The sequence below is a fragment of the Xanthomonas sp. NCPPB 3174 genome (assembly GCF_056725205.1).
This window is the reverse complement of record NZ_CM161517.1, coordinates 778,484-803,013: the sequence shown is the minus strand read 5'-3', so window position 1 is coordinate 803,013 and position 24,530 is coordinate 778,484. Positions and strand designations below refer to the sequence as shown.

Annotated in this window: 15 protein-coding genes; 7 read left to right on the top strand and 8 right to left on the bottom strand. The window is 67.5% G+C overall.

The features are described from left to right. The first annotated feature begins 203 nt into the window (after positions 1-203). Together AC1PK7_RS03530 and AC1PK7_RS03525 are read left to right on the top strand one after the other, a co-directional pair. Positions 204-1,604 carry a 3' terminal RNA ribose 2'-O-methyltransferase Hen1 gene (locus tag AC1PK7_RS03530; protein WP_481099899.1) on the top strand — a complete coding sequence of 467 codons (1,401 nt, stop codon included), beginning with the start codon at positions 204-206 and terminating at the stop codon, positions 1,602-1,604. A gap of 17 nt (positions 1,605-1,621) precedes the next feature. Beyond that, positions 1,622-4,174 carry a polynucleotide kinase-phosphatase gene (locus tag AC1PK7_RS03525; protein WP_481099898.1) on the top strand — a complete coding sequence of 851 codons (2,553 nt, stop codon included), beginning with the start codon at positions 1,622-1,624 and terminating at the stop codon, positions 4,172-4,174. Between the two features lie 127 nt (positions 4,175-4,301). Here AC1PK7_RS03525 and AC1PK7_RS03520 read toward each other — a convergent pair whose 3' ends face one another. The 6 genes from AC1PK7_RS03520 to AC1PK7_RS03495 form a co-directional block, all read right to left on the bottom strand. After that, complete coding sequence (locus AC1PK7_RS03520) at positions 4,302-5,606, bottom strand: PQQ-dependent sugar dehydrogenase (RefSeq protein ID WP_481099897.1); 1,305 nt, start codon at positions 5,604-5,606, stop codon at positions 4,302-4,304. Continuing rightward, on the bottom strand, positions 5,599-6,042 hold the full coding sequence (locus AC1PK7_RS03515) for a DUF2231 domain-containing protein (RefSeq protein ID WP_481099896.1): 444 nt from the start codon (positions 6,040-6,042) through the stop codon (positions 5,599-5,601). Before AC1PK7_RS03515 ends, AC1PK7_RS03520 begins: the two co-directional genes overlap by 8 nt. Before the next feature lie 184 nt (positions 6,043-6,226). Then, positions 6,227-7,408 (bottom strand): LacI family DNA-binding transcriptional regulator, encoded by a 1,182-nt coding sequence (locus tag AC1PK7_RS03510; RefSeq protein ID WP_481099895.1) that lies wholly within the window; start codon positions 7,406-7,408, stop codon positions 6,227-6,229. A gap of 75 nt (positions 7,409-7,483) precedes the next feature. Further along, entirely contained in the window at positions 7,484-9,931 is a 2,448-nt protein-coding gene (locus tag AC1PK7_RS03505; RefSeq protein ID WP_481099894.1) for a GH92 family glycosyl hydrolase, read from the bottom strand. A 139-nt stretch (positions 9,932-10,070) separates the two neighbouring features. Next, positions 10,071-13,172, bottom strand: a complete 3,102-nt coding sequence (locus AC1PK7_RS03500) for a TonB-dependent receptor (protein ID WP_481099893.1) — start codon at positions 13,170-13,172, stop codon at positions 10,071-10,073. A gap of 297 nt (positions 13,173-13,469) precedes the next feature. Then, the gene (locus tag AC1PK7_RS03495) at positions 13,470-16,862 is read right to left on the bottom strand and encodes a GH92 family glycosyl hydrolase (RefSeq protein ID WP_481099892.1); all 3,393 of its coding nucleotides are present in this window, start codon (positions 16,860-16,862) and stop codon (positions 13,470-13,472) included. 492 nt (positions 16,863-17,354) lie between these two features. Between AC1PK7_RS03495 and AC1PK7_RS03490 the strand changes: the two genes are divergently transcribed. Then, entirely contained in the window at positions 17,355-17,771 is a 417-nt protein-coding gene (locus AC1PK7_RS03490; RefSeq protein WP_420008916.1) for a hypothetical protein, read from the top strand. An 85-nt stretch (positions 17,772-17,856) separates the two neighbouring features. On the opposite strand, the gene AC1PK7_RS03485 is transcribed toward AC1PK7_RS03490, so the two are convergent. After that, on the bottom strand, positions 17,857-18,891 hold the full coding sequence (locus AC1PK7_RS03485; protein WP_481099891.1) for an NADP-dependent oxidoreductase: 1,035 nt from the start codon (positions 18,889-18,891) through the stop codon (positions 17,857-17,859). Between AC1PK7_RS03485 and AC1PK7_RS03480 the strand changes: the two genes are divergently transcribed. Next, positions 18,860-19,540: a TetR/AcrR family transcriptional regulator gene (locus AC1PK7_RS03480; RefSeq protein ID WP_481099890.1), complete on the top strand. Its 681-nt coding sequence runs from the start codon at positions 18,860-18,862 to the stop codon at positions 19,538-19,540. The two genes, AC1PK7_RS03485 and AC1PK7_RS03480, sit on opposite strands and share 32 nt — an antisense overlap. 14 nt (positions 19,541-19,554) lie before the next feature. On the opposite strand, the gene AC1PK7_RS03475 is transcribed toward AC1PK7_RS03480, so the two are convergent. After that, entirely contained in the window at positions 19,555-20,505 is a 951-nt protein-coding gene (locus AC1PK7_RS03475; RefSeq protein WP_481099889.1) for an AraC family transcriptional regulator, read from the bottom strand. Positions 20,506-20,602: 97 nt separating this feature from the next. On the opposite strand from AC1PK7_RS03475, the gene AC1PK7_RS03470 reads away from it, so the two are divergent. The 3 genes from AC1PK7_RS03470 to AC1PK7_RS03460 all read left to right on the top strand — a co-directional run bounded on the left by AC1PK7_RS03470 (position 20,603) and on the right by AC1PK7_RS03460 (position 24,391). Then, entirely contained in the window at positions 20,603-21,352 is a 750-nt protein-coding gene (locus tag AC1PK7_RS03470; RefSeq protein ID WP_481099888.1) for an SDR family oxidoreductase, read from the top strand. A gap of 397 nt (positions 21,353-21,749) precedes the next feature. Next, on the top strand, positions 21,750-22,856 hold the full coding sequence (locus AC1PK7_RS03465) for a hypothetical protein (RefSeq protein WP_481099887.1): 1,107 nt from the start codon (positions 21,750-21,752) through the stop codon (positions 22,854-22,856). Positions 22,857-23,083: 227 nt separating this feature from the next. After that, positions 23,084-24,391 (top strand): hypothetical protein, encoded by a 1,308-nt coding sequence (locus tag AC1PK7_RS03460; RefSeq protein WP_481099886.1) that lies wholly within the window; start codon positions 23,084-23,086, stop codon positions 24,389-24,391. Positions 24,392-24,530 lie beyond the last annotated feature (139 nt).

Below are 24,530 nucleotides of genomic sequence, written 5' to 3'. Positions count from 1 at the left end.
CAACATCGCGGCGCGGCGACGGGGTGCCGACACCCGCATCCATGATCGGCCTGCAGGCGCCGCCGGGTCGCCCGCGGCGCACACCATGCCCCCCATGCACTCGCGCCGTGCCGCGCCAGCGGTCGCCCGCCCACCCGCACAGCCGCGGCACAGCGGCAGTGGCACCACGTTAGACTCACGGCCTTTCTCACGAAGCCATCACCGTGCTGCTGTCCCTCTCCACCACCACCCAGCCCGCCACCGATCTCGGCTACCTGCTGGTCAAGCATCCCGAGCGTGCCCACGAGGTCGACCTGCCGTTCGGTACCGCCCGGGTGTTCTACCCCCAGGCCGACGACACCCGCTGCACCGCGGTGCTGATGCTCGACATCGACCCCGTCGGGCTGGTGCGCGGGCGCGGCGAGGCCGAAGGCAGCCTGTCGCAGTACGTCAACGACCGCCCGTACGTCGCCAGTTCGTTCCTCTCGGTCGCGCTCAAGCGCGTGTTCGGCACCGCCATGGCCGGCACCAGCAGGAGCCGCCAGGCGCTGGCGGACACGGCCATTGCACTGGAGGCGGAGATCCCCGTGCTGCGGTGTCGCGGCAGCGAACAGGTGCTGCATGCCTGGTTCGAGCCGCTTGGCTATACGGTGACGGTCGAGCGCCTGCCGCTGGATCCGCGCTTTCCCGAGTGGGGCGACAGCCCGTACGTCCGCCTGCAGCTCGCCGGAACCGTACGCCTGCAGGACCTGCTGACCCATCTGTACGTGCTGCTGCCGGCCATCGACGGCGACAAGCACTACTACGTCGGCCACGACGAAATCGAGAAGCTGCTCGACAAGGGCGGTACCTGGCTGTCCGCACACCCGCAACGCGAGGCGATCGTCGGCCGCTACCTGCGCCGCCACAAGCCGTTGGTGCGTGCGGCGCTGGCACGCCTGCTCGATGATGAAGAGGAGGCGATCGACGCGCAGGAAGAGCGCAAGGAAGCGGCCGAGGACGCGATCGAACGTCCGCTCAGCCTCAACGACCAGCGCATGCAGGCCGTGGTCGAGGCGCTGCGCACCCTCGGCGCGCGGCGGGTGGTCGACCTGGGCTGTGGCGAAGGCCGCCTGCTCGGCCTGTTGCTCAAGGAGCCACAGATCGAGCACTTGCTCGGCATCGACGTGTCGCTGCGCTCGCTGGATCATGCCGCCGATCGGCTGCACCTGGAACGTCTGCCGCCGCTGCAGCGTCAGCGCATCACCCTGGCCCACGGCGCGCTGACCTACCGCGATCGGCGTATCGAAGGCTTCGATGCGGCCTGCGCGATCGAGGTGATCGAACACATGGACGCGCCGCGCCTGCCCGCATTCGAGCGCGCCCTGTTCGGTTTCGGCAGGCCGCCGGCGGTGGTGATCACCACGCCGAACAGCGAGTACAACGTGCGCTTTCCGACCCTGCCCGCCGGGCGTTTCCGCCACCCCGACCATCGCTTCGAGTGGACGCGTGCGGAATTCCGTACCTGGGCCGACGGCGTGGCGCAGCGCAACGGCTACAGCGTGCGCCATGCCCCCATCGGCCCGGACGATCCGGAGGTCGGTCCTCCGACCCAGATGGCGGTGTTCACCCGCGACGTGGCCTGACCCTTTTCGGCACCCTCATGACGATACGCATTCCCAAGCTCAGCCTGGTCGCCCTGATCGGCCCGTCGGGCAGCGGCAAGTCCACCTTCGCCCGCACCCACTTCCTGCCGACCGAGGTGATCTCTTCCGACGTCTGCCGCGGCCTGGTCGCCGACGACGAGAACGACCAGACCGCCACCGGCGACGCCTTCGAGGTGCTCTACTTCATCGCGCGCAAGCGCCTGGCCGCCGGCCGCCTGACCGTCGTCGACGCGACAAACGTGCGTCCGGAAGACCGCAAGCGCCTGGTCGAACTGGCGCGCGAGTTCCATGTCCTGCCCTGCGCCATCGTGTTCGACCTGCCCGAGCGCGTGTGCCAGGAGCGCAACAGCGCGCGCCCGGACCGCAACTTCGGCCCGCACGTCATCCGCAATCAGCAGCAGGCGCTGCGCAAGGGCCTGCGCGGTCTGGAGCGCGAGGGCTTCCGCCACGTCAGCGTGCTGCGCTCGGTGGAGGACGTGGCGGCCGCCGCGATCGAACGCATCAAGGTCTGGAACGACCGCCGCGAGGAGCACGGGCCGTTCGACCTGATCGGCGACGTGCACGGTTGCCGCGACGAACTGGTCGCCCTGCTCGACCGCCTGGGCTACACCGTCGGCGGCACCCGCGAGGCACCCGAGGTCGCCGCGCCGGAAGGACGCAAGGCAGTCTTCGTCGGCGACCTGGTCGACCGCGGTCCGGATTCACCCGGCGTGCTGCGCTTGGTCATGCACATGGTCGGCAACGGCACCGCATTGTGCGTGCCCGGCAACCACGACGTGAAGCTGCAGCGCAAGCTCGCCGGACGCGACGTGCGCATCAGCCACGGCCTGGCCGAGACGCTGGAGCAACTGCAGGCCGAGCCGGAAGAGTTCAGCCGCGAGGTCGCCGCCTTCATCGACAAGCTGGTCAGCCACTACGTGCTCGACGACGGCAAGCTGGTGGTCGCCCACGCCGGTCTCAAGCAGGAACTGCAGGGTCGTACCTCGCAACGCGTGCGCGAGTTCGCGCTGTACGGCGAGACCACCGGCGAGATCGACGCGTTCGGCCTGCCGGTCCGTTCCGACTGGGCGCGCGACTACCGCGGCCCGGCGATGGTGGTGTATGGCCACACGCCGACGCCGGAGCCGGAATGGGTCAACCGCACCATCTGCCTCGACACCGGCTGCGTGTTCGGCGGCAAGCTCACCGCGCTGCGCTATCCGGAGAAGGACCTGGTGTCGGTCGCGGCCGCGCGCGAGTACTACGCGCCGGTCAAGCCGCTGCTTCCGGCCGAGGACACGAGTGCCACGGCCACCACGCCGCGCGAGGCCTTGCTGCTCGACCTGGACGATGTCGCCGGCAAGCGCGTGATCGACACCCGCGCCTTCCGCAGCGTCACCATCCGCGAGGAGAACAGCATCGCCGCGCTGGAGGTGATGAGCCGCTTCGCCATCGATCCGCGCTGGCTGGTGTACCTGCCGCCGACCATGGCGCCGCCGGAGACCGCCAAGTCCGGCGACCTGCTCGAACGCCCGCAGGAGGCACTCGACTTCTATCGCCAGGAAGGCATCGCCACGCTGGTGTGCGAAGAGAAGCACATGGGCTCGCGTGCGGTCGTCGTGCTGTGCCGCGATGCCGGTGTCGCGCAGCGACGTTTCGGCATCGGCGACGACGGCCGTGGCGTCGTCTACACCCGCACCGGCCGCCGCTTCTTCGGCGAGCGCGAACTGGAAAACGCCCTGCTCGACCGCCTCGACGCGGCACTGCAGCGCGCGGGCCTCTGGGAGGAATTGCATACCGACTGGATCGTGCTCGATGCGGAACTACTGCCGTGGTCGGCCAAGGCCCAGGAATTGCTGCGCGAGCAGTACGCACCGACCGGCGCCGCCGCCACCGCGGCGCTTGCCACCGCCCGCACCTGGCTGGACGCGGCTGCCGCGCTTGGCCTCGACGTACAGTCCTGGCAGCAGCAGGCGCAGGCGCGCCACGGCGACGCCAGCCGCTTCGTCGACGCCTACCGCCGCTACTGCTGGGCAGTGAACGGCCTGGAGGATCTGAAGATCGCGCCGTTCCACGTGCTGGCCTGCGAAGGCGTGGTCGGCCTGGAGCGCGACCACCGCTGGCACCTGGACATCGCCCGTCGCCTGGCCGACGTCGAATCGCTGGTGCGGCTGACCCGGCACGTATTCGTCGACCTGGCCGACCAGGCCAGCGTGGCCGACGCCATCGCCTGGTGGGAGGCACTGACCGCACAGGGCGGCGAAGGCATGGTCATCAAGCCGGTCGAAGGCCTGGCGCGCAGCAAGCGCGGGCTGGTGCAACCGGCGATCAAGTGCCGCGGCCGCGAGTATCTGCGCATCATCTACGGACCCGAATACACCGAACCACAGAACCTCGATCGACTACGCCAGCGAGGTCTGCGCACCAAGCAGTCGCTCGCCATCCGCGAGTTCGCGCTGGGCCTGGAAGCGTTGCAGCGTTTCGTCGCGCAGGAACCGCTCTACCGCGTGCACGAATGCGTGTTCGGCGTGCTGGCGCTGGAAAGCGAGCCGGTGGACGTGCGGCTCTAATCCCCATGTCCGTGCTGTTCCGCCATCCAGCCGCGCGCCGGGGCGATCCACAGACCGTACCGCGGCGAGGCGGCATCGCGTACAGACGACGCCACCCACATACCGGTGGGCGGCGTCGTGCGACCGGTCAGAAGCGCACGCGCCAGACGCTGTTGCCGACATCGTCGGCAATCAGCAACGCGCCGTCCTTGTCCTGCGCCAGGCCGACCGGGGCGCCGAACAGCTGCGACTCGTCCTGCGAGTGGAAGCCGCTGACCACGGTCTGCGGCGGGCCGACCGGCCGGCCCTGCTGGAACGGCACGTACACCACCTGGTAGCCGCTGAGCGGCGAGCGGTTCCAGCTGCCGTGCTCGGCCACGAACGCACCCTCGCGGTACTTCGCCGGCAGCGCATCGCCGCGGGAGAACCACAGGCCGAGTGCGGCCACATGCGAGCCCAGCGCGTAATCCGGCTTGATCGCCTTGGCCACCAGGTCCGGGCGCTGATCCTTGACCCGCACATCCACGTTCTGTCCGTAGTAGCTGTACGGCCAGCCATAGAAGCCGCCGTCCTGCACCGAGGTCAGGTAGTCGGGCACCAGGTCGGCGCCGATCTCGTCGCGCTCGTTGGCGATCGCCCACAGCTTGCCGGTGCGCGGCTCCCACTGCAGCCCGGTCGGATTGCGGATGCCTGAGGCGAAGATGCGGCTGCTGGCCGTGGCCACGTCCACTTCCAGGACGGCAGCGCGGCGGTACTCCACGTCCAGCCCGTTCTCGCCGATGTTGCTGTTGGAGCCCACGCCGACGTACAGCTTGCGGCCGTCGGGGCTGGCCAGCAGCGCCTTGGTCCAATGGTGCTCGATCGTGCCCGGGAGATCGGCGAACAGCGTGCCGGGCGCAGTGATCTCGGTCTGGCCGGCGACGTAGGGGAACTTCATGATGTTGTCGGTGTTGGCGACGTACAGCGCATCGCCGATCAGCTGCACCCCGAACGGCGAGTGCAGCCCCTTCAGGAACGTATGCTGCTCCCACTTGCCGTCCGCGGTCCTGCGCAGCAGGGTGATGCGGTTGCCGCCCTTGGCGCTCTTGCCGGAGCGGCTCTGGACCAGCCCCGCGATCAGTTGCTTGGGCGTGGTGACGGGTTCCATCCCCGGCGAATTGGCCTCCACCACCAGCACGTCGTCGTTGGGCAGCACGTAAAGCTGACGCGGATGTTGCAGACCGCCGGCGATCTTCTCGATCTTCAGGCCAGCCGCCACCGTGGGCGCCTGCCCCTCCTTCCAGCCCACACCCTCGGGAACCTGCATCGGCGGCAGCAGGAAGTTGCGCGGCTGCGGCAGCGGCGGCGCGTTGCCCGCCTGCTGGGTCGGCTCGAGCGAGGCCTTGCCGCCGCAGGCGGCCAGGGCCACTGCGCCGCTCAGCGCGAAAACGGACAGGCACAGGCGCTTAGCCATGAACGTAACCCTCGCGCGGCGTGGTGCGGATGGCGATGAGCACATGCCCGATCGCCAACAGCGCGACGGTGACGATCGAAAGCCAGAGCCCGACCGGGACCACCGCATACGCGTCGCGGCTGTGCACGAAGGAATTGAAGATGGCGGCGACGATCGCGAGCAGGTTCAGCCAGAAGTCGAGCCGCTCCACCGGCAGCGTGGAGCGCCGCGCGGTGATCCAGACCTGCACCAGGTTGATCAGGCGCGGCACGATGGCGATGACCAGCGCGATCGCGATCAGCCAGGCCGCCGCCTTGGTCCACAGGATCACCCCGCTACGGACGTAGACGATGTCGAAGATCAGCGCGGCGACGAAGCAGCCGAACGGGATGGGATTGAGCAGCCCGTAGAAGGCGTTGGCCACCACGGAACGGCGCGGTGCAGTCTGCAGATGCATGAGACGGCTCTCGACGAAAGGAAAAAGGGGGCGAAGCGCTCGCTCAGCACGAACCCGCTGAACGCGCCGCTGTGAGGGTGCGACCCACTATCTGCCCGCCTCTGTCTAGAGGGCGTCGCGATGGCACTGCCCGCGCCGAGTGCCATCGCGCATCGTCGCTGCGGCCGCAGCCGCGTTCGCAGTGCTAGCTGCGCGTACGCGTGACTGGCGCGCCACTGCTCTCGCGCACCGACAGGCGCACCGGCACGATCGTCCTGCGCGGCGGTACGGCCGCATCCAGCCGCTCCAGCACCAGCTGCGCCGCCTGGCGGCCACGGGCGCGCGGTTGCGCGGCGAGCGTGGTCAGCGCGGGCGTGCTCACCGCAGCCTCCGGGATGTCGTCGAAGCCGGTGATCGCGAAGTCCTGGCCGGGGCGGATGCCGCGTGCGAGCAGGCCCAGCATCAGGCCCAGCGCGACCGTGTCGTTGTAGCAGACCGCTGCCGTGGGCGGCGCGTCGTGGGCGAACAGTTCGCCGTGGCGCGCTGCCGCTTCCAGGCGATTGGGCGCCGACTCGATCAGCCAGGCCGGGTCGACCGGCAGCCTGGCCTGCCGCATCGCCTGCGCGTGGCCGGCGCGACGCTGCCGGCAGGAACTGGAGTCGGCATGGCCGCCATAGAAGGCGATGCGGCGGTGGCCGAGCGCGATCAGGTGTTCGGTGGCCAGTTGCGCGCCGCGCTGGTTGTCCAGGCCGAGGAAACCCCAGTCGTCGGCACCGGCGAGTTCGCGGTTGAACAGCAGCACGTTCGCGCGTGCGTCCAGCACCGTGTGCAGTTCGGCGGCGTCGCTGCCCTCGGCCGGCGACAGGATCACCCCGGCCGGGGTGTGTTCCATCAGCGAGGCCAGCACGGCCTGCTGCCGTGCGGGCGATTCGCCGGTGCTGCCGAGCAGGGTCACGTAGCCCTGCTCGCCCAGCGCCTCGTCCACGCCGGCGGCGAACTCGGCGAAGAACGGGTTGGCCAGGTCGTTGATGACCAGGGCCACGCAGGTCGAAGTGCGCCGGCGCAGATTGGCGGCGCCGCGGTTGTAGACGTAGCGCTGCCGCTTCAGCTCCGCTTCCACCCGCGCACGGGTGTCGGCATGCACCAGCGGACTGCCGCGCAGCACCAGCGACACGGTCGCGCGCGAGACGCCGACCGCATCGGCGATGTCGGTGACGGTCACCACCCGCTGGCGGTCGCGTGCGGCGGCGGCCGGTGCGGTCTTTGTGGCCGTGCTCGCCTTGTCCGCGCGCTCCGCCGCCGGCGCCGCCCTGCGCGGCGCGATCTTGGCTGCCTTGGTCGGCTTGGAGCCTGCGGATCCGGCACGGGATGGACGCTTCTGGCGCATCGGATCGATTCCCTTCGGACGAGACGCGCAGCCTAAACCATCGGCTGCACGCCGCCGCCGCGAGACCGCAGGGACTCAGCGCCAGCCCAGGCTGGCGGTGGGGGTGGCCGGCGCGGCGCACGGCGACACCGGCAGGTCCTGCGGCTGCGTGCCCCAGCCCTGCGGCTGCGGCGCATCGCGCAGGTCGAAGCGCAGGCGGCCGCCCTGGCGCAACTGCGCCCAATCCAGCCACACCGGCGCATGCGCGCGGCCATCCAGCGACACGCCACCGACGTAGCGCAGCTTGCCGTCGCCGGCCTGCGGCGCATCGATGCGCAGCGTGCGACCCGGCCCCACGTCCAGTTCGATGCGCGAGAAGCGCGGCGCGTGCAGCAGGAACTGCCCGGTGCCGGGCACCGCCGGATACAGGCCCATCACGCTGAACAGATACCACGCCGACATCGTGCCCAGGTCGTCGTTGCCGGTGACGCCGTTGGGCGCATTGGTGAACAGCGTCTGCGCCGCATGCAGCACGGTGCTGGTCTTCCACGGCTGGCCGATCAGCGTGTACATCCACGGCGCATGCAGGTCAGGCTCGTTGTTGGGGTTGTAGCGGAACTGGCTGTAGTAGCTGTACGGCCCCATCACCCACTCCTTGCGTGCGGCGCCGGCCGGATCGGCCAGCAACGCGTCGTAGGCGAAGAAGGTATCCAGGCGCCGCGCGGTCTGTTCCGGCCCGTGCATCGCCTCCACCAGGCCCGGCACGTCCTGCTGCACCAGCCACTGGTACTGCCAGGCCGTGCCCTCGTGGAAGCCATGCTGCGAGCGCGGGTCGTAATGACCGTCCGGCGGCGTGTACCAGGCCCCGTCCTCGGTGCGCGGCCGTGGGAAGCCGGTGAAGCCGGTCTGCGTATCGCGCACCGACGGATCCCAGATCGAATGCCAGTTGCGCCCGCGGCGGTTCAGCACGGCCGCGTCCTCGGCATGACCGAGCGCACCGGCCATGGTCGACAGCGCGCAATCGGCCAGCGCGTACTCCAGCGTCGCCGAGCCGCCGTGGTGCGGGTCGACATCCATGCCCTTGGACGGGAACGCGCGGTCGTACTGCACGAAACCCTGCGCCAGGTAGTTGGCATTGCCGGAACGCCCCGCGTGCCGCGAATTCAACGGCGGCATCTCGAACGCATTGCGGCGCAGTGCGGTGTAGGCCTCGGCCTCGCGCCCCTGCAGCGCGCCGAAGCGCCACAGGTCGACCAGGAACGGCGTGACCGGATCGCCGGTCATCACGTTGGTCTCGAAGTTGGCATAGCCCCAACGCGGCAGCCATCCGCCTTGTGCATCGATCGCCAGGATCGAGCGGCCGATGTCGGCGGCGCGCTGCGGCCGCAACAACGCCAGCAACTGGTTCTGCGCACGATAGGTGTCCCACAGCGAGAAGAACTCGTGGTAGATCCAGCCGTCGGCGTGGTGGATGCCGTCGTCGTAGCCGCGGTAACGGCCATCGGCGTCGCTGCCGGTCAGCGGCTGCAGCAGCGCGTGGTACAGCGCGGTGTAGAACACCACGCGGTCGTCGCCGCTGGCGCCTTGCACGCGCACGCTGGCCAGTTCCTTGTCCCAGGCCTGCTGCGCGCGGGCGCGCATCGCATCGAAGCCGAGCAGGCGGCCATTGACCATGCCTTCGCGGCGCAGGTTGTTGCGTGCGCCCTCGGCGTCCACGTGCGAGATCGCCGAGATGGCGGTCACCGCGCGGCCCTTGCTCAGGTCGAAGGTGAGCCACGCGCCGCTGGGCTTGCCCTCGCCCTCCATGCCATGGCGCGAGCCCGGCACGCCGCCGGCCTCGCCCCAGGTGCCGAACGCCTTGAATGGGCGATCGAACTCCAGGCGGAACCAGGTGGTGTACTGGTGGCCGCCGCAGAAGCTCTGCGTCACCAGCTTGCCTTCCACGACGCGGTCGCCGACCACGGTCAGGGTGCTGCCGGTGACCGTGTGGCGGGCGTTGGCCTGGCCGATGTTGACCAGCACGTGGCCCTCGCCCGAGGTGCTGAAGGTGTAGCGCTCGGCCGCGGCGCGGGTCAGCGCAGTGGCTTCGGCGTCGATGCCGCCGTAATCGGTCAGCCGCACCTTGTAGTAGCCGGCCTGGCCGCGCTCGCCGTCGTGCTGGTAGTGCGCGCCATAGCGGGCGTGGTCGAACGCCTTCGGGTCGCCCGTATCGAACGCGCCGCCGGGACCGATACGCCCGGTCACCGGCAGCACCGAGACCTGGCCGCCCTGCTCCCAGCAGCCGGCACCGGACAGGAAGGAATGGCCGAAGCCGCGGATCTGCGGATCGTCGTAGCGCCAGCCGGCGTAGTGCGCGCCGATCGGGCTGACCTGGATCATCCCGAACGGGGCCGACGCCCCCGGGAAGGTGTTGCCGTCGTCCTTGCTACCGATGAAGGTGTTGACCTCGGCACTGAGCCGCGGCGCGGCGGCCAGTGCCGGCGTCACCAGCAGCAAGGACAGAGCGAGCGTGCGCAGCAGGGAAGGCAACGGGGAACGCGTCATGCGATGGGTCCTGTGGTGAACGACCGCGACCGGCGCGACGGCGCGGTCGTGGACGGCGAAAACGGTGGCCCGGCCATCGCCGGACCGTCGCACCCATGCCATCCGCCGCGCGGCAGACATGGGCACGACACGCGCTAGCTTAGAACTTGTAGGTCAACCCCAGGTACGCCAACCGCCCGGCGTAGCCGCCGGTGTAGAAGCGCGCCCGGGTGTCGTCGCCCAGGTGCTGGCGCGACTCCTGCTTGGTCAGGTTGAGCACCGACGCGGTGAGGCTGAGCGCCGGGGTGATGTTGTACGCCGCATTCAGATCGATCTGGTAGTACGGCTCCTCGTACACGTTCAAGCCGTTGACCAGGCCTTGCACCAGTTCGCCGCGACGGTTGTACGAGGCGCGCAGCAGCAGCCGGTCGGTCTCGTAGAACACGGTGAGGTTGGTCTGGTTCTTGGCGCTGCCCGGCATCGAGGTCTTGCCGACCTCGGTGCCATCCTCCAGCCGCACCGCGGCCTTGCTGGCATCGTTGTAGGTGTAGTTGAACTGCACACCGAGGCCGGAGGGCAGCGTGTGCTGCGCGTACAGCTCCACGCCCTGCGAGACCGCGTCCTGGCCGCCGGCCTTGGTGCTGTAGTTCTGCACCGTGACCGTCTGGCCGTTGATCAGCATGTTGACGTCGCTGATCACATCGACCGAGAAGTTCTCCACGTTCTTGCGGAACAGTCCCAGGCCCGCCACCGAGCCCGGCTGGAAGTACCACTCCAGCCCCAGGTCGAACTGGTTGGCCTTGTACGGCTCCAGCTTCTTGTTGCTGCCCGAGCCGTACCAGCCCTGCTCGCTGGCGCCGCCGGTCAGGCGTCGGTCGGCCACGTATTCCGGGCTGTAGTACTCCAGGCTGCCGGGCGCGGCGATGGCGTTGTAGCTGGGCCGCGCGATCACCTTCGACGCCGCCGCGCGCAGCAGCAGGTTCTCGGTCAGGTCGTAGGCCAGGTTGAAGCTCGGCAGCACGTCGGTGTACTTGCGGTCCAGCGCACTGACCACGAACGACTCGGTGCGCTGCTCGGTGTCGGACAGCCGCCAATAGCCTTCGGTACCGCAGTAGGTATCGGCCGGCGCGCCCGCAGGCATGGCCGCGCCCTGCTGGCAGGCCAGCGGATTGCCGTCGGCACCATCGAAGAAATAATCGTTGTAGGCGGTCACCTTGTCGGTGGAATCGGCATGCTGCCCGGTGCGTGCCACCCGCACGCCGACGTTGCCGCGCAGGCGCTCGGTGTGGAAGTTGAGCTGCAGGTAGGTCGAATAGATCTTCTCGTCGACGTTGTAGACGAAGTTGTCTTCGTTACGGGTCTGCATCGCGCCGTAGGTCTGGTTCAAGTAGCCGATGTAGCCTGGGAAGTTGATCGCCGGGAATGCGCTGGACCTGACCCCGCCGGCCAGGTTGTCCAGCGGGAACAGCAGATCCGGCGAGAACTGCGTGGCCAGCGCATTGCAGCGCCCGTTCCAGTAACGGTTGTTGTAGTCGCTCGGGTCGGTGCCCGGGCACACCCAGTAGTTGTTGCCGGTGTTGCGGTGGATGCCGCCGTCGCGGCGCTTGAGGCCGAACTGCAGCGAGTCGAAGAACTCGCCGTCCATGTGCCAGGTGGTATCGATCTGCGCGTACTGCTGCTGGTTGGTGTTGCGGGTCCAGGACGAGCCGGTCGAGCCCAGGTCGACCTGCAGGATGCCGTCGCGCAGGTTCTGCATCAGCTCCGGCGAGAAGGTCATGGTCGGCGTGCCGGTCAGGTCCCAGGCGCTGGCGAAGTTGCCGTTGCTCCAACTGCCGTCGGCGTTCTGCCGGCGCGGTTTGATCGGCAGCGAGAACTGCAGTTCCGGTCCGCCCTTGGCCCAGGTGCGGCCGGCCTTGAACGACACATCCACCTTCTCGCCGCGCCACTCGCCGCCCAAGTCCACCGTCTGCGACAGCGACTTCTCGATGTTGTAGCTGCCGGTGATCTGCGGCGTCGGCACCGTGCAGTCGTCCGAGCCCCAACCGCCCGGCGGCAGGCCAGCCGCGGCGGCCTGGGCCTCGCTGCAGTAGTAGGCCTTGCCTGGATGCAGGCTGTAGTTGGCGCCGGTGACGATGGTGCCGCTGGGATCGAACTGCAGCCCGTCGAGCAGGCGGCCGCCGCGCCAGTTGCCGTCGCCGTAGTAGCGCGCGATGTTCCACTCGGGGATCTTGACCGTGTTGGTCTGCGAGTTCTGCGACAGATCGAAGCGGAAGTAGTTCGCGGTCAGGGTCAGGTCGTCGGTGGGCTTGAACTGGAAGGTCAACTGGCCGCCCTTGCGCTCGCGCTCCTCCTGCTTGACGTCCAGGCTGACGGCCGTGGGCATCATGAAGCGGGTGTAGTACTTGCCGTTCTGGTCCCAGAAGCCGGTGCCGCCCCACCAGTTGGCGTTGAAGTCCGACGGATTGCCGTTGACGTCGACCGCCGGGCCGCCTTCGTCGCGGCCGTACCACTGCCAGCTCTCGGTGCTGGCGTTGAGCGTGCGCGCGGTGCGCTTCTGCTGCGTGTAGCCGACGAACACGCCGAAGCGGTTGTCCTGGTCGTGCCATGAGTACGAACCGGAGAACTGGCCATCGGTCTTCTTGCTGCTGTCCGACCACACGCCTTCGGCAGAGAGGAAGCCGGAATTGGGCTCCAGCTCCAGCGGGCGCCGCGTCTGCAGGATCACCGTGCCGCCGATGCCGCCTTCGTCGATGCGCGCTTCCGGCGTCTTGTACAGCTCCGCGCTGCCCAACAGGTTCGACGGCAGCAGCGTGTAGTTGAACGAGCGCGTCGGGTCGCCGTTGGATTCGGCGGTGGCGATGTAGTTGCCGTTCAATTCGGTCAGCACCAGTTCCGAGGACAGGCCGCGCACGCTGACGTTCTTGCCTTCGCCGCCGTCGCGGGTGATGACCACGCCGGGCACGCGCTGCAGCGCATCGGCCACGTTCTTGTCTGGGAACTTGCCGACGTCCTCCGCCGTGATCACATCGACCACGGCGTTGGCGTTGCGCTTCTGCTCCAGGCTCTTCTCGATCGCGTAGCGATAGCCGGTGACCGTCACCGCGTCCAGGTCGGTGGCCTTGACCTCGGCCTGCCCCGTGGGGGCCGGCGTGCCGTCGGCCTGCTGGGCGAGGGCGGTGGTGGAGGCGGCGCTGGCGAACAGCGCGATGGCGATACCCGCAGACAAGGCGCTGCGGTGGCGTGCATATGGTTTGCAATTCATGTCAATCATCCTCTCCCAAAGATTGATCGGCTTGCGGCACGCATGGGTGTCGCTCGATCCAGACCGAGCGAACATGCGTGCGTCGTTGTAGTGAAAACATCCGGCGCCATCGCAGCATGCCGGTCGTGCGGTCCCTCCCCTCGCGACGATCCCGTTTAATTGGATCGTTCTAATCCGTTGGAAAACTAAGTATCACAGCGCCTCGCGCAGCGCATGCTGCCGCGCAACAGCGCTAATGCATTCGACGAGTGCTGCAGTGGGCGATGCGCAGTGCGCAGGCGCGGGGCTGTCGCGTGTTCATGGCATGGCCTGCCGTGTCATCGGCCGCAGCAGCTCGATCTCGCCCAGCGCCACGCCTTCGCCCGCCTCCAGGCGCAGCCGGTACGCGCTGTACGCGCCCGGCGTGGCGATGCGAAACGGCCGCAACTGCCGCGCCCAGGCGAACGCCTGCGTACGCCGCTGGTCCAGCGTGGTCCACGCGCCATCGCCGTTGCGCCCTTCCAGCGTCCACGCCAGGCCGGACACCGCGGCATCGCCGCTGGTCAGCGTGTAGTACGTGGCATGCATCGGCGTGTCGAAGCGCAGGTCGACACTGCGCCCGGCCGGCAGCGGCAGCGCCGTCGTCGCATCGTCGTCGATCAAGGCCGCGGCCTTGGGTTGCCCTTCCAACGACACCGCCACGGTCTGCGACGCCACATCCTCCAGCCCGCGGGGCGCACTGCCCGGCGGCGTCAACGACGGCGGCAGCGCGTCGGCACCACTGCCCCAGCGCGAGGGCGCCGCACCCATCACGAACTCCAGCGTGGCGCCGTCGGCGATGTCCTGGTGGCGCAGCCAGGCCTTTTTCCACGGCTTGCCGTTGAGCGTGAGCGACTGCACGTACACGTTGCGCGCACTGTTGTTGCGCGCGATCACCACCAACTTGCGACCGTTGCCGAGATCGACCTCCGCGCGCGGAAACGCCGGCGAGCCGATCACGTACTCCGGCGCGCCCATCCGCAGCGGATACAGCCCGAGCATGGCGAACAGGTACCACGCCGACATCTCGCCGTTGTCCTCGTCGCCCGGATAGCCCTGGCCGATCTCGCTGCCCAGGTACAGCCGGCGCAACACCTCGCGGGTGAGGCGCTGGGTCTTCCAGGGCTGCCCCGCCGCCACATACATCCACGGCAGATGGTGCGAGGGCTGGTTGCTGTGCGCATACATGCCCATGCGCACGTCGCGTGCCTCGGTCATCTCGTGGATGACGCCGCGGTAGCTGCCGGCAAAACGCTTGTCTGCGGTCTCCGGCGTGGCGAAGAGTTCGTCCAGCCGCGCCGCCATGGCGTCCTCGCCGCCCAGCAACCCCGCCAGGCCGGCCGCGTCGTGCGGCGTGGTGAAGGCGAAGGTCCAGGCATTGGCCTCGGTGTAGTCGCCGCCCCACACGCGCGGATCGAACTTCGACGCAGGCGTACTCCACTGGCCAGCCGGCGTGCGCCCGCGGAAGAAACGCGTGGCCGGGTCGAACAGGAACACATAATCGGTGGCACGCGCCCGGAAGTACTCGGCTTCCTCGCGGTAACGCTGTGCCTGCTGCGGCTCCTGTTCCTGCTCCGCCAGTGCCTGCGCCATCTGCGCCAGGCCGAAATCGTTGAGCGCACCCTCCAGCGTCCACGACAGCCCCTCGTGCACGTCGTTGGCTGCGTAGCCGCGGTACATCGAGCGGGCCAGGCCCTTGCGGCCCACATTCGACACCGGCGGCACCACCGTCGCGTTGCGCAGCGCCGCCGCATAGGCCTCGTGCGCATCGAACCCGCGCACGCCCTTCAGCCAGGCATCGGCAAAGGCCACATCGGAACTGGTGCCGACCATCAGGTCCGCATAGCCCGGCGAGGACCAGCGCGCCACCCAGCCGCCGTCGCGGTACTGCTGCAGGAAGCCATCGATCATCGCCCCGGCCTGTTCCGGCGCGAACAACGCATACGCCGGCCAACTGGTGCGGAAGGTGTCCCAGAAGCCGTTGTTGACGTAGACCTTGCCCGGCAGGATCGGTGCCGACGTACGCTCGGCATCGCCATCCGCGTTGTCCTTGGACCAACTGTTCTGGTCGGCATGTCGCCAATCCGGATGCGCCGCGTCGCCGACATTCTCGTGGGCGATGTTGGGATACAGGAACAGCCGGTACAAATTGGAGTACACCGTGACCCGCTGGTCGTGGCTGGCGCCCTGCACCTGTACCCGGCCCAGCACCGCGTCCCACGCATCCTGCGCACGCGACTGCACCACCTCGAACCCGGCGTCGCCGATCTCCTGCTGCAGATTGCGCTGCGCCTGCTCCACCGAGATCAGCGAGGTGGCGATGCGCATCACCACCGTGCGGTCCGCGCCCGGCGCGAACTTCACGTAGCCGGTCGGCCGGCCCGTGGCGATATTGCCGCTGGCGGTCCACGGGCGGTCGAAGCGCGCATACACGAACAGGCGCGTGGCGCCGTTGGACAGGCCGCTGCGCGTGTCGGAGTAGCCACGCAGGGTCTGCGTTGCCGCGTCCAGGGTCAGCCCGCCGCGCGCGTCGACATTGTCGAACAGCAGATTGGCATCGCCGCCCTCGGGAAAGCGGAAACGGAAGATCGCCGCCCGCTCGCTCGGCGTCAGCTCAGCACGGATGCCGTTGTCGAAGTCCACCCGGTACAGATGCGGGCGCGCCTCCTCGTGGTCGTGGCCGAACGACAACGCGCGCTTGGCGCGGTCCGCCTCCGGCACCCCGCGCGTGGTCGACGGCATCACCTGGAAGGTCTGGCGATCGCCCATCCACGGGCTGGGTTCATGGCTGATCGACAGCGCCTGCAAGCGCGGCCGGTTGTCCTCGCCGTTCTGCTCGTTCCAGCGGTACAGCCAGCTCAGCGTCCCCGCATCGGTCGCCGGCACCCAGAAGTTGAAGCCATGCGGCATCGCCGTGGCGGGGATGTTGTTGCCGCGCGAAAACGTGCCGTTGGACTGCGTGCCGCGCGTGGTCACCACCTCGTCGCTAGGCCGCCGTGCCGCCTGCGGCGCTGGTTCGCGGCGCACCGCGACATCGTCGATCCAGCCCGCCGCCACCTTGCCGGCGCCGGGCTGCACCTGCACTTCGATCGCACGGATGCGCTTGCCGCGCAAGGCCGCCACCTCACCCAGCCGCACCTGCTTGAATGCCCACTGCTGCGGATACAGCGTTTTCGACGCCGCCTGCCCCGCCGCACTGACCAGCGCACCGTGCTGATCCTCCACGCCCAACTCGGACAGGCGGCGCCCATCGTCGAACAACAGATCCACCGCCACACCGGTCGACGCCACCGTATCGCCATCGACGATCTCCGGCAGCACCATCCACGACAGCGTCGTGTCCGGCTCCACCGGCAGATCGACCGCGAACAGTTGTGCGCGCCCGGCCGCATTGGCGCGATAGTGCAGCGCATGCAGCCCGGTGTAGCCCATGCCGGCCTTGGCCGCGTAGGGTTGTTCGGGGCCGTTGCCGATGGCGACGCTCACGCCTGTTTTGCCGGACTGCGCCGCCGAAGCTGGCGCAGGTTCGCCCCGCTCGAACGAGGACGCAAAATCGGCATCGGCCGCGCGTGCCGCGCCAGTTCCCGCGCACAGCAACGCCGAGGCAAGGAGCGACGCCACCCACCTGCAAGACGATTCAGACAGGTGCGCGAAGCGCAGACGGATTGGCATGGCAGGCTCCCCAAACTCTCTCGATCGGTTGTGCCGCGACGCGTGGCGTCACGCACTTCCGGTGGCAACGGCGCACAGCGAAGGCGCGCAACGTGGACCGGATCGCCAGAGGGATCGCCGCTTGAGTCGGCATCCAGCACAGCTTCACGGCCGCAGATGCATGCGGACTGGAGAGCAGGCGTCAACAAACTCGTCGCACGCGATCCCTACCCGCCGTCTCCCCCAAGGATGCGCTGCATCAACGGCTTTGGATCGATCCAACGCAGCTAGATGTAACACGCCCGTCGTGGGGTTGCATGCTGCTGCGCAACAGTTCGTCTGCGGATCGATACGCGATCTGGCGTCACTGCGCCGCGTTGAATGCGAAGAAGAATGACGCTGAACCGTCCCGCGACGAGGAGCGATGGGAGACGACAGAGCGATCTGCCTGACCGTCTTCAGCCGCTACACTGACAAGCGCTGGATCGCTCCACACACTCAGGGGGTTTCAAAATGAAAATGACCACACTCGCACTTTTGGCTGGACTGCTGGCCACTTCGAGCGCACTTGCCGATACAACACGCTGCTCGACGGACTCGTACGGCAACAAGACCTGCCGCGGCGACGACGGAAGCGTGACGCGCACCAGCTCCGACTCCTACGGCAATACCACAACCCGCGACGACCAAGGCAACGTAATTCGCTGCTCTTCGGATTCGTACGGCAACAAAACCTGTCGCGGCGACGACGGAAGCGTGACGCGCAGCAGCACGGACTCCTACGGCAATACCACGACCCGTGACGACCGGGGCAACACGATTCGCTGCTCCTCGGACTCGTACGGCAACAAAACCTGCCGCGGCGACGACGGAAGCGTCACTCGCACCTCGACAGATTCCTACGGCAATACCACAACCCGTAGCGACTAGGGCAACGTGGTTCGCGGCTCGGCGGTCGACGGATCGCCGAACCGCTGAGCCATTCGATGCCTGCGGCAACGCCGCGATCCCGGTCTCACTCGACCGTCATCACGATCTTGCCTTGGACGTGCCCCTGCTCCGCGCGTTCGTGCGCCTGCCGCGCCTGCGACAGCGCGAAGGTGCTGTCGATGGCTACGCGCACCGTGCCGGCGTCCAGCAGTGCCGCGAGTTCGCCGAGTTGCGCGCCGCTGGAGCGCACCTGGGTGGTGGACACCTTCACGCCCAGCGCCACCGCCGCATCGTGCCCATCGAAGCCGAGCGGAAAGATCGGGAACAGTGCGCCGCCGCGCTTGAGCGTGCGCAGGAACTTGCCGGCCCCAGCGCCGCCGACCGCGTCCACCACCAGGTCCACGTCGTGCAGCACGTCCTCCGGCGCTGTCTTGGTGTAGTCGATGAAGGTCTCGGCACCCAACCCGCGCACGAACGCCTCATGCTTGCCGGACGCGACCGCGATCACGCGCGCACCTTGCCACCTGGCCAGTTGCAGCGCGAAGTGGCCGACGCCGCCGGCCGCCCCGTTGACCACCACGGTCTTGCCCTGCAACGGCACCGGCACATGCGGCATGGGCTGCAGCGGATTGGCCACGTCGTGGCCCTGCGCGATCAGGAATTGCCACGCCGTCAGCAACGACATCGGCGCGCCCGCCGCGTGCATGTGGTCGATCCCGGCCGGCTTGCGCGCAACCTCGCTGGCGGGCACGGCAACGTACTGCGCATACGCCTGGCTGCCGCCGGCCAACCCGTCCGGAAAGCGCACCATCGCGTACACGGCGTCGCCTGGCGAAAACCCGTCCACATCCTCCGCCACCGCCGCGATCACCCCCGACACGTCCGTGCCCAGGATCAACGGGAACGCCACCGGCGGTCGCCATTCCGGCGGCAGGCGGCTGTAGCCCTCGCGCAGGTACAGGTCGGGCGGGTTCAGTCCGATGGCATGAACCCGGATGAGCACTTCGCCGGGCCGCAGAACGGGCACGGGCGCGTCCTCGTACTGCAGCACGTCGGGACCGCCGAACGCCCGCTGGCGGACCGCTTTCATGGTGAGCGGCGTTTCTTTGGAACTGTGCATGACGTATCCTGATCGGAACAGTGCTCCGAATATACGGAGCACCGCTCCACTTGTAAAGGACCGCATGCGCGCCGACGCCCAAAAAAACTACCAACGCCTGCTGGGCGTGGCCCGCGAGGCCCTGGCCGAAACTGGTGCGGACACCTCACTGCGCGACATCGCGCGCCGCGCCGAAGTCGGCCTGGGCACCTTGTATCGGCACTTCCCCACCCGCGAGGCCCTGCTCGAAGCCCTGCTGCGCAACGACTTCGAGGACCTGGCGACCAAGGCCGACGCCCTGCGCACGGCCGCGGCCTCGGACCAGGCGTTGCTGGCCTGGCTGGAGGAGATCATCGCCTTCACCCATCGCCAGCGCGGCCTCCTTGCCCCGATGATGTCCGCCATCGAAGACGACGCCTCCGCACTGCACGCCTCGTGCGTGCGGCTGCGCTCTGCCGGCTCCGCGTTGCTGGCGCGCGCGCAGGCGGATGGCAAGGCACGCACCGACATGGACGGCGACGAACTGTTCGACCTGATCGCGGCACTGGCCTGGCTGCGCGAACAGCCGTCGCATGCCAAGCGCGCCGAGCGCCTGTTCGAACTCGTGACCGGTGCGATCCTTGCGCAACCCGCACCGCCTCCCCCGAAGCCGTCGGCCCGGAAGCGGTAGGCCACGCCGGGTGCCTACTGCACGCCCTCGACCTCTTCGGAGAACGACGGTTCACCGCGCCCCGCGCCGCGGCCGCTTGCCCGCGCGTACTGCGTCGGCGGCTGTCCGACATGGCGCGCGAACGCGACGCTGAAGGTGCTCGCGGAGCTGTAGCCGCCGCGCTCGGCGATCGCGGCGATGCCGAACTCGTTGCGGCGCAACAGGTCCTTGGCCAAGGCCATGCGCCAGGCCAGCAGGTATTCCATCGGCGCCATGCCCACCGTGCGGCCGAAGCGCTCGAAGAACGCCGAGCGCGACAAGGCGGCTTCCTTCGCCAAGGCCGCCACCGTCCACGCCCGTGTGGGTTGCGCATGCATCGCGCGGATCGCCGCGGCCAGGCGCGCATCGGCCAGCCCGCGCGCCAGGCCCGGCGACGCCGCCGTACCAGCGGCCGAACGCAGCGCTTCGATCAGCAGCACTTCCAGCAACCGCGAGAGCACCACCTCACGCGCGGGGCGCGCCTCGCGCGACTCCCCGCTCACCAGGTGCACCAGCGTGGCGAGCCGGTGCTCGCCGTGCACATAGACCATCTGCGGCAGCAGCGAGACCAGCAGCGCCGCGTCCGGCGAGCCGAAACTGCAGTGGCCGGCCAGGATCCGCAGGTCGGCCGGGCCTTCCTGCGTGCCGATCCGGAACACGCCGTTCCCCAATGCGGTCGGCATGGTCTCGGCCACGTCCGCGTGCGGCGCAAGGCTGGACATCGTGATGCTGTAAGCCGCGGGCACCAGCACGAAGTCGCCGGCCTGCAGCAGGATCGGCGCGCCGCCGTCGAGCGCCATGTGGCAGCCGCCCTCCAGCACCGCGCAGTAGAAGGGTTGCCCGGCGTCGGACCGCCGGATGCGCCAGGCACCGGCACCGACCACCTGCTTGGAGAACCGGGCCGCCGGCTGCAGCAGCGTCACCACCTCGGCAAGGGGATCCACCATCGCTGGACGCTCGCAAACGAATCAAGGACTTTGAATCGTAGCGAGTACGGGAGCGGCAATCTATCGTCGTGACTCGTCCACGCGTAAAGGAATTCCCTTGAAGACCGTCCTGATCACCGGCTGCTCCTCCGGCTTCGGCCTGGAAACCGCCCGCCACTTCCTCGCCCGCGACTGGCGGGTGCTCGCCACCATGCGCACCCCGCGCGACGACCTGTTTCCGCCATCGGCACAGCTGCGCGTGCTGCCGTTGGACGTCACCGACGCGCAGAGCATCCGTGCGGCCGTGGCGGCGGCCGGCCCGATCGACGTGCTGGTCAACAACGCCGGCTTCGGCGCACCCGCGCCGTTCGAGTTGATGGACATGGACACCGTGCGCGCCCTGTTCGACACCAACACCTTCGGCACGATGGCGCTCACCCAGGCGGTGTTGCCGCAGATGCGGGCGCGCGGTTCCGGCGTCGTGGTGAACGTCACCTCCAGCGTCACCTACAAGCCGCTGCCGCTGGTCGGCATCTACCGTGCGGCCAAGGCGGCGGTGAATGCCTTCACCGAGTCGTTGGCGAGCGAAGTCGAACCGTTTGGCGTGCGCGTGCGTCTCGTGCTGCCCGGATCCTCGGGCGAGACGCGTTTTCGCGACACCGCCCGCACCCGGCTGCGCGGCATGGACGACGCGGTCTATGGCGACTTCATGCGCCACACCATCGCGCGGATGACCGACTCCACCGGCGCGGGCACGCGCATGCAGGACGTCGCCGAAGCCGTCTGGCGCGCGGCCACCGATCCGTCGGCGCCGCTGTATCTGCCGGCCGGCGCGGATGCCGTGCAGTGGGCGGCGGAGGCGGGATGAGCCGACGGCCGCCTCAGGTGCGTTCGCTTTGATCCATGTCGGTCTCCGGCTCTCTTTATTTATTTGCAGACGCTACAGGGCAGGATCCATAGTGCTTTCTTCGCAAGCACGACAATGCAAAAAAGCCGAAGCCCACTGCCGACCCAGAGCGCGGCGAGTGTCAGCCATAGGCATGGCTCACCGCTATCTCCGTGGCAACACCTCTGCCTTCAGTCGGCTACAGTTAGGATCTCACCTCCAGCGCACACCGGGCGCGCCGATAGATGCGGTAGCTCTGGCGGCGTTCTCGATGGCAGTGCGCGCGGTGGGCAGAAGTCGCGTTCAAGACCTGCCTAGCCGGACGGCGGTGAGGTGGCTTTAGGCTCTTGGTTCACTTTCTTCTGGCAAAGGATGGCTGATGGGACAGCGGGTTATTGCCGACAACTGGTCGCTGCAGGCTGTCAGTGACCTCATGGCGCAGGGACTTGATCTAGATGACAACCCCGGTATTGCACCGCTGACCGACCCCGGGCTGCCGACCAAAGCGATACCGCAGGCCGCCATCGATTTCGAGGCGTTGTTCGATTTGCTGACCGATGTCGTCCTGCGCGACCAGATCCTGGTCGATGACCGGTTCCATGATGCCTGGTTCGGCCGCGGAGACGCATTGAGTGAGCTGGCACGGCGCTCGATCGTGAGGCCCCACGGCTTCCTTGAGCATCCCGAGCGACTTGAGGCACCAAGGACGGACTTCCTTGGGCGGCTGCTCCTCAACGAGGTCATAGCGAATGAGCAGGCAATCAACGAAGCAGCCTGGAAGGAGAGTGGGACAACTCCCCACGGATTCACTTCGCAGCTGGTGTGGGGAGGAGCAGGCATGTTGGCGCGCGCATGGGTCTATGCCAGCCCCTACACACCTCATCCGCTCAGAAGGCGACTGTTCCAGCGGGCTGGGCTCTGCTTACCGGCACCGCCGACAGCGTTGGGTGAGTTCAAAGCGGAGGTCGCCAAGCAGCGGGACACGCTCTACCCAACGTCCGTGGCAGAAGATGGAGTCTTTGGTATCCGCGTCATCCTCCCTGCCTTGCCGGCCTTGATCCTCCGGGATGCCACTTCGATCGGTGACGTGTTTGTAGTGGCTTCGCAGATGCGTGACCAGCTGTCAGAACTGCGTGCTTGGCTAAGCCAGTTCCAAGAGGCCGTGTCCGCTGGTGAGTTCAAGGCCATTGCTGCTGAACGTAGGCGGCTCAAAACCTTGGGCCGCGATGTGCAGCGTGCAATTGGCAAGGTGCCGGATGACGCATCCACGCTCACCATCGGCTGGGGGTGGTTCAAGCTAGGCGCGAAAATCGATGTTGGCCGCTGGATGCCTAGGTTCGATCGCGTCCAGACACAGGTAAACAATTTGGCCTTTGCGCCGAGCGGCAGCCGGGAGCTCGCAAAGCTTCTTAGCTTCTTCGGCCATCAACACTCCGCTGTGGCACGCCGAATAATTGAGCACTTTGCCACTGGAGTCGTCCGTTAGACCGGGTGAGCGGTCCATAGTCGCATCCTAAGCACGAGTGAAGCTCGCGGGGCGTTGCAATCGTATGGTGAACTTCAACGTCAAGTCCGCTCTCGGCCAAAGGAGACATCGAATGCCGTGTTGAGCCGCTGCTGCGCCAGCGAGCGTCGGATGTCGTCAGCCGCTCGGCGGTGCCATGGATGCATTCGATGATGTCATCATCGGCGAATCACAACGGGAGCGATTGAGTGGCCATCCCCTTTTCTGAAGAACAAGTACACGAGCAGTTGCTGGCGATGGGCATGGAAACGGTCGTGATGGACTCGGCCGAGCTGACTCAAGCCTTGGAAGGCCCCGCCTTGCTGCCCGAAGTAGAAGATAAGGTGGGCAGCTTCGAGCTGTGGCGCATCATCAAGCAGCGCGCTTTGCAGCGCATCGATCGCATCCACGATAGCGTTCGATACGGAACTTTCGTCGGTAGCAAAGTCGACCTGCCCACGGACAGTACCAAGCCGATGCAGCTCGACTTGTTGGGTTACCACGAAGACGGAATCTTCGTACTTGAGCTCAAGGTCGGCAGTTCATCCGAACGGAACGCGTTCTCTGAGTTACTAGCCTATAGCAACTACATCGCCCAAATGTTCGCGCTTTCGGGGCCGGCAGACATCGCCAACATTTTGGTGGCGCCCATGGCGGCGAAAATTACTCGCCATGCTTACCTGTATGACCTGCTCATCTCCAATCGGGACGTCATCGCTTACCGCCCAATCTTTCCGGAGCAGACGCTTGAAAGCTTGAAGCTGGAGCTGTACGTCCCTACAGATGAGGATTTCCGCTACTTCGCAAATAGGCTGCTATCGCACCAGGCGATGGGCTGCGTTGTCGCCTCGTTCCACGACCTAAAAGGCTGGTACGACAGTGAGGAGGATGAGGGAAACCTCAACGATTACACCCGCGAGGCGTTGGGCGCCATGAGTACGTATGCCGCGCAGTTAATGGAGGCCGAGCAGCTGCACGGATTCGTGTTCGTCCGCAAGCCCTGGAAAGAGCTCCCTCGTTACTACCGCAACAGCCTGATTGTGTGTGCCGTCAACCCGTTCCTGGTGGCCGATCCCGAGCGTTCAGTTCCGATGTTGGGGCAGATGGAAGAACAGCATCGCGACATTTTCATGGAGAGCCCGCGGTACGCCTTCAATGATCGGCTGCTGCGCCTCGCCAAGCGCGCTATTGACGATTGCCTGGCGCACGGAACCAAATGCGAGCGCGAGGTGCCTCTATGGGAGGGTATGGTTCACGAGCTTCAAGAAGTGGTCTTGACGCACAACTTTGGCTTTCGCCCGACCGGCATCTTCCGCGAGGCGTACGTGGCCTCCCTACAAGCGTTGTACACCCGCAAGTCGGCCGGAAGCGACGAAGACGCTAGCACCCTGAAAGTCGACGAGGTGAACAACTGGATGCGCGCCTGGATGTTCATGGAGATGTGCGGGTTCGTTGCCGGGGAGGCAGATGGTGTTGTTGACGACGAGGAGGCTGACGAAGAGGGGCCGGCACCGTAGGCCGACCTGCCACCCGACGTGCCCCCGGTTTTGAGTAGCAATGAGATTCGGGGCAATGTTGGACGTAACCGTGAGCGGCGGCTATGGGTCGATCACGCCCGGTTTCCTCGCAGGGGAGAAGGTGGACACCTGTTCTTTA

Coding starts and splice junctions, on each gene's coding strand:
- AC1PK7_RS03525 (WP_481099898.1), top strand. CDS start 1,622: ATGACGATACGCATTCCCAAGCTCAGCCTGGTCGCCCTGATCGGCCCG.
- AC1PK7_RS03520 (WP_481099897.1), bottom strand. CDS start 5,606: ATGGCTAAGCGCCTGTGCCTGTCCGTTTTCGCGCTGAGCGGCGCAGTG.
- AC1PK7_RS03515 (WP_481099896.1), bottom strand. CDS start 6,042: ATGCATCTGCAGACTGCACCGCGCCGTTCCGTGGTGGCCAACGCCTTC.
- AC1PK7_RS03510 (WP_481099895.1), bottom strand. CDS start 7,408: ATGCGCCAGAAGCGTCCATCCCGTGCCGGATCCGCAGGCTCCAAGCCG.
- AC1PK7_RS03505 (WP_481099894.1), bottom strand. CDS start 9,931: ATGACGCGTTCCCCGTTGCCTTCCCTGCTGCGCACGCTCGCTCTGTCC.
- AC1PK7_RS03500 (WP_481099893.1), bottom strand. CDS start 13,172: ATGAATTGCAAACCATATGCACGCCACCGCAGCGCCTTGTCTGCGGGT.
- AC1PK7_RS03495 (WP_481099892.1), bottom strand. CDS start 16,862: ATGCCAATCCGTCTGCGCTTCGCGCACCTGTCTGAATCGTCTTGCAGG.
- AC1PK7_RS03490 (WP_420008916.1), top strand. CDS start 17,355: ATGAAAATGACCACACTCGCACTTTTGGCTGGACTGCTGGCCACTTCG.
- AC1PK7_RS03480 (WP_481099890.1), top strand. CDS start 18,860: ATGGTGAGCGGCGTTTCTTTGGAACTGTGCATGACGTATCCTGATCGG.
- AC1PK7_RS03485 (WP_481099891.1), bottom strand. CDS start 18,891: ATGCACAGTTCCAAAGAAACGCCGCTCACCATGAAAGCGGTCCGCCAG.
- AC1PK7_RS03475 (WP_481099889.1), bottom strand. CDS start 20,505: ATGGTGGATCCCCTTGCCGAGGTGGTGACGCTGCTGCAGCCGGCGGCC.
- AC1PK7_RS03465 (WP_481099887.1), top strand. CDS start 21,750: ATGGGACAGCGGGTTATTGCCGACAACTGGTCGCTGCAGGCTGTCAGT.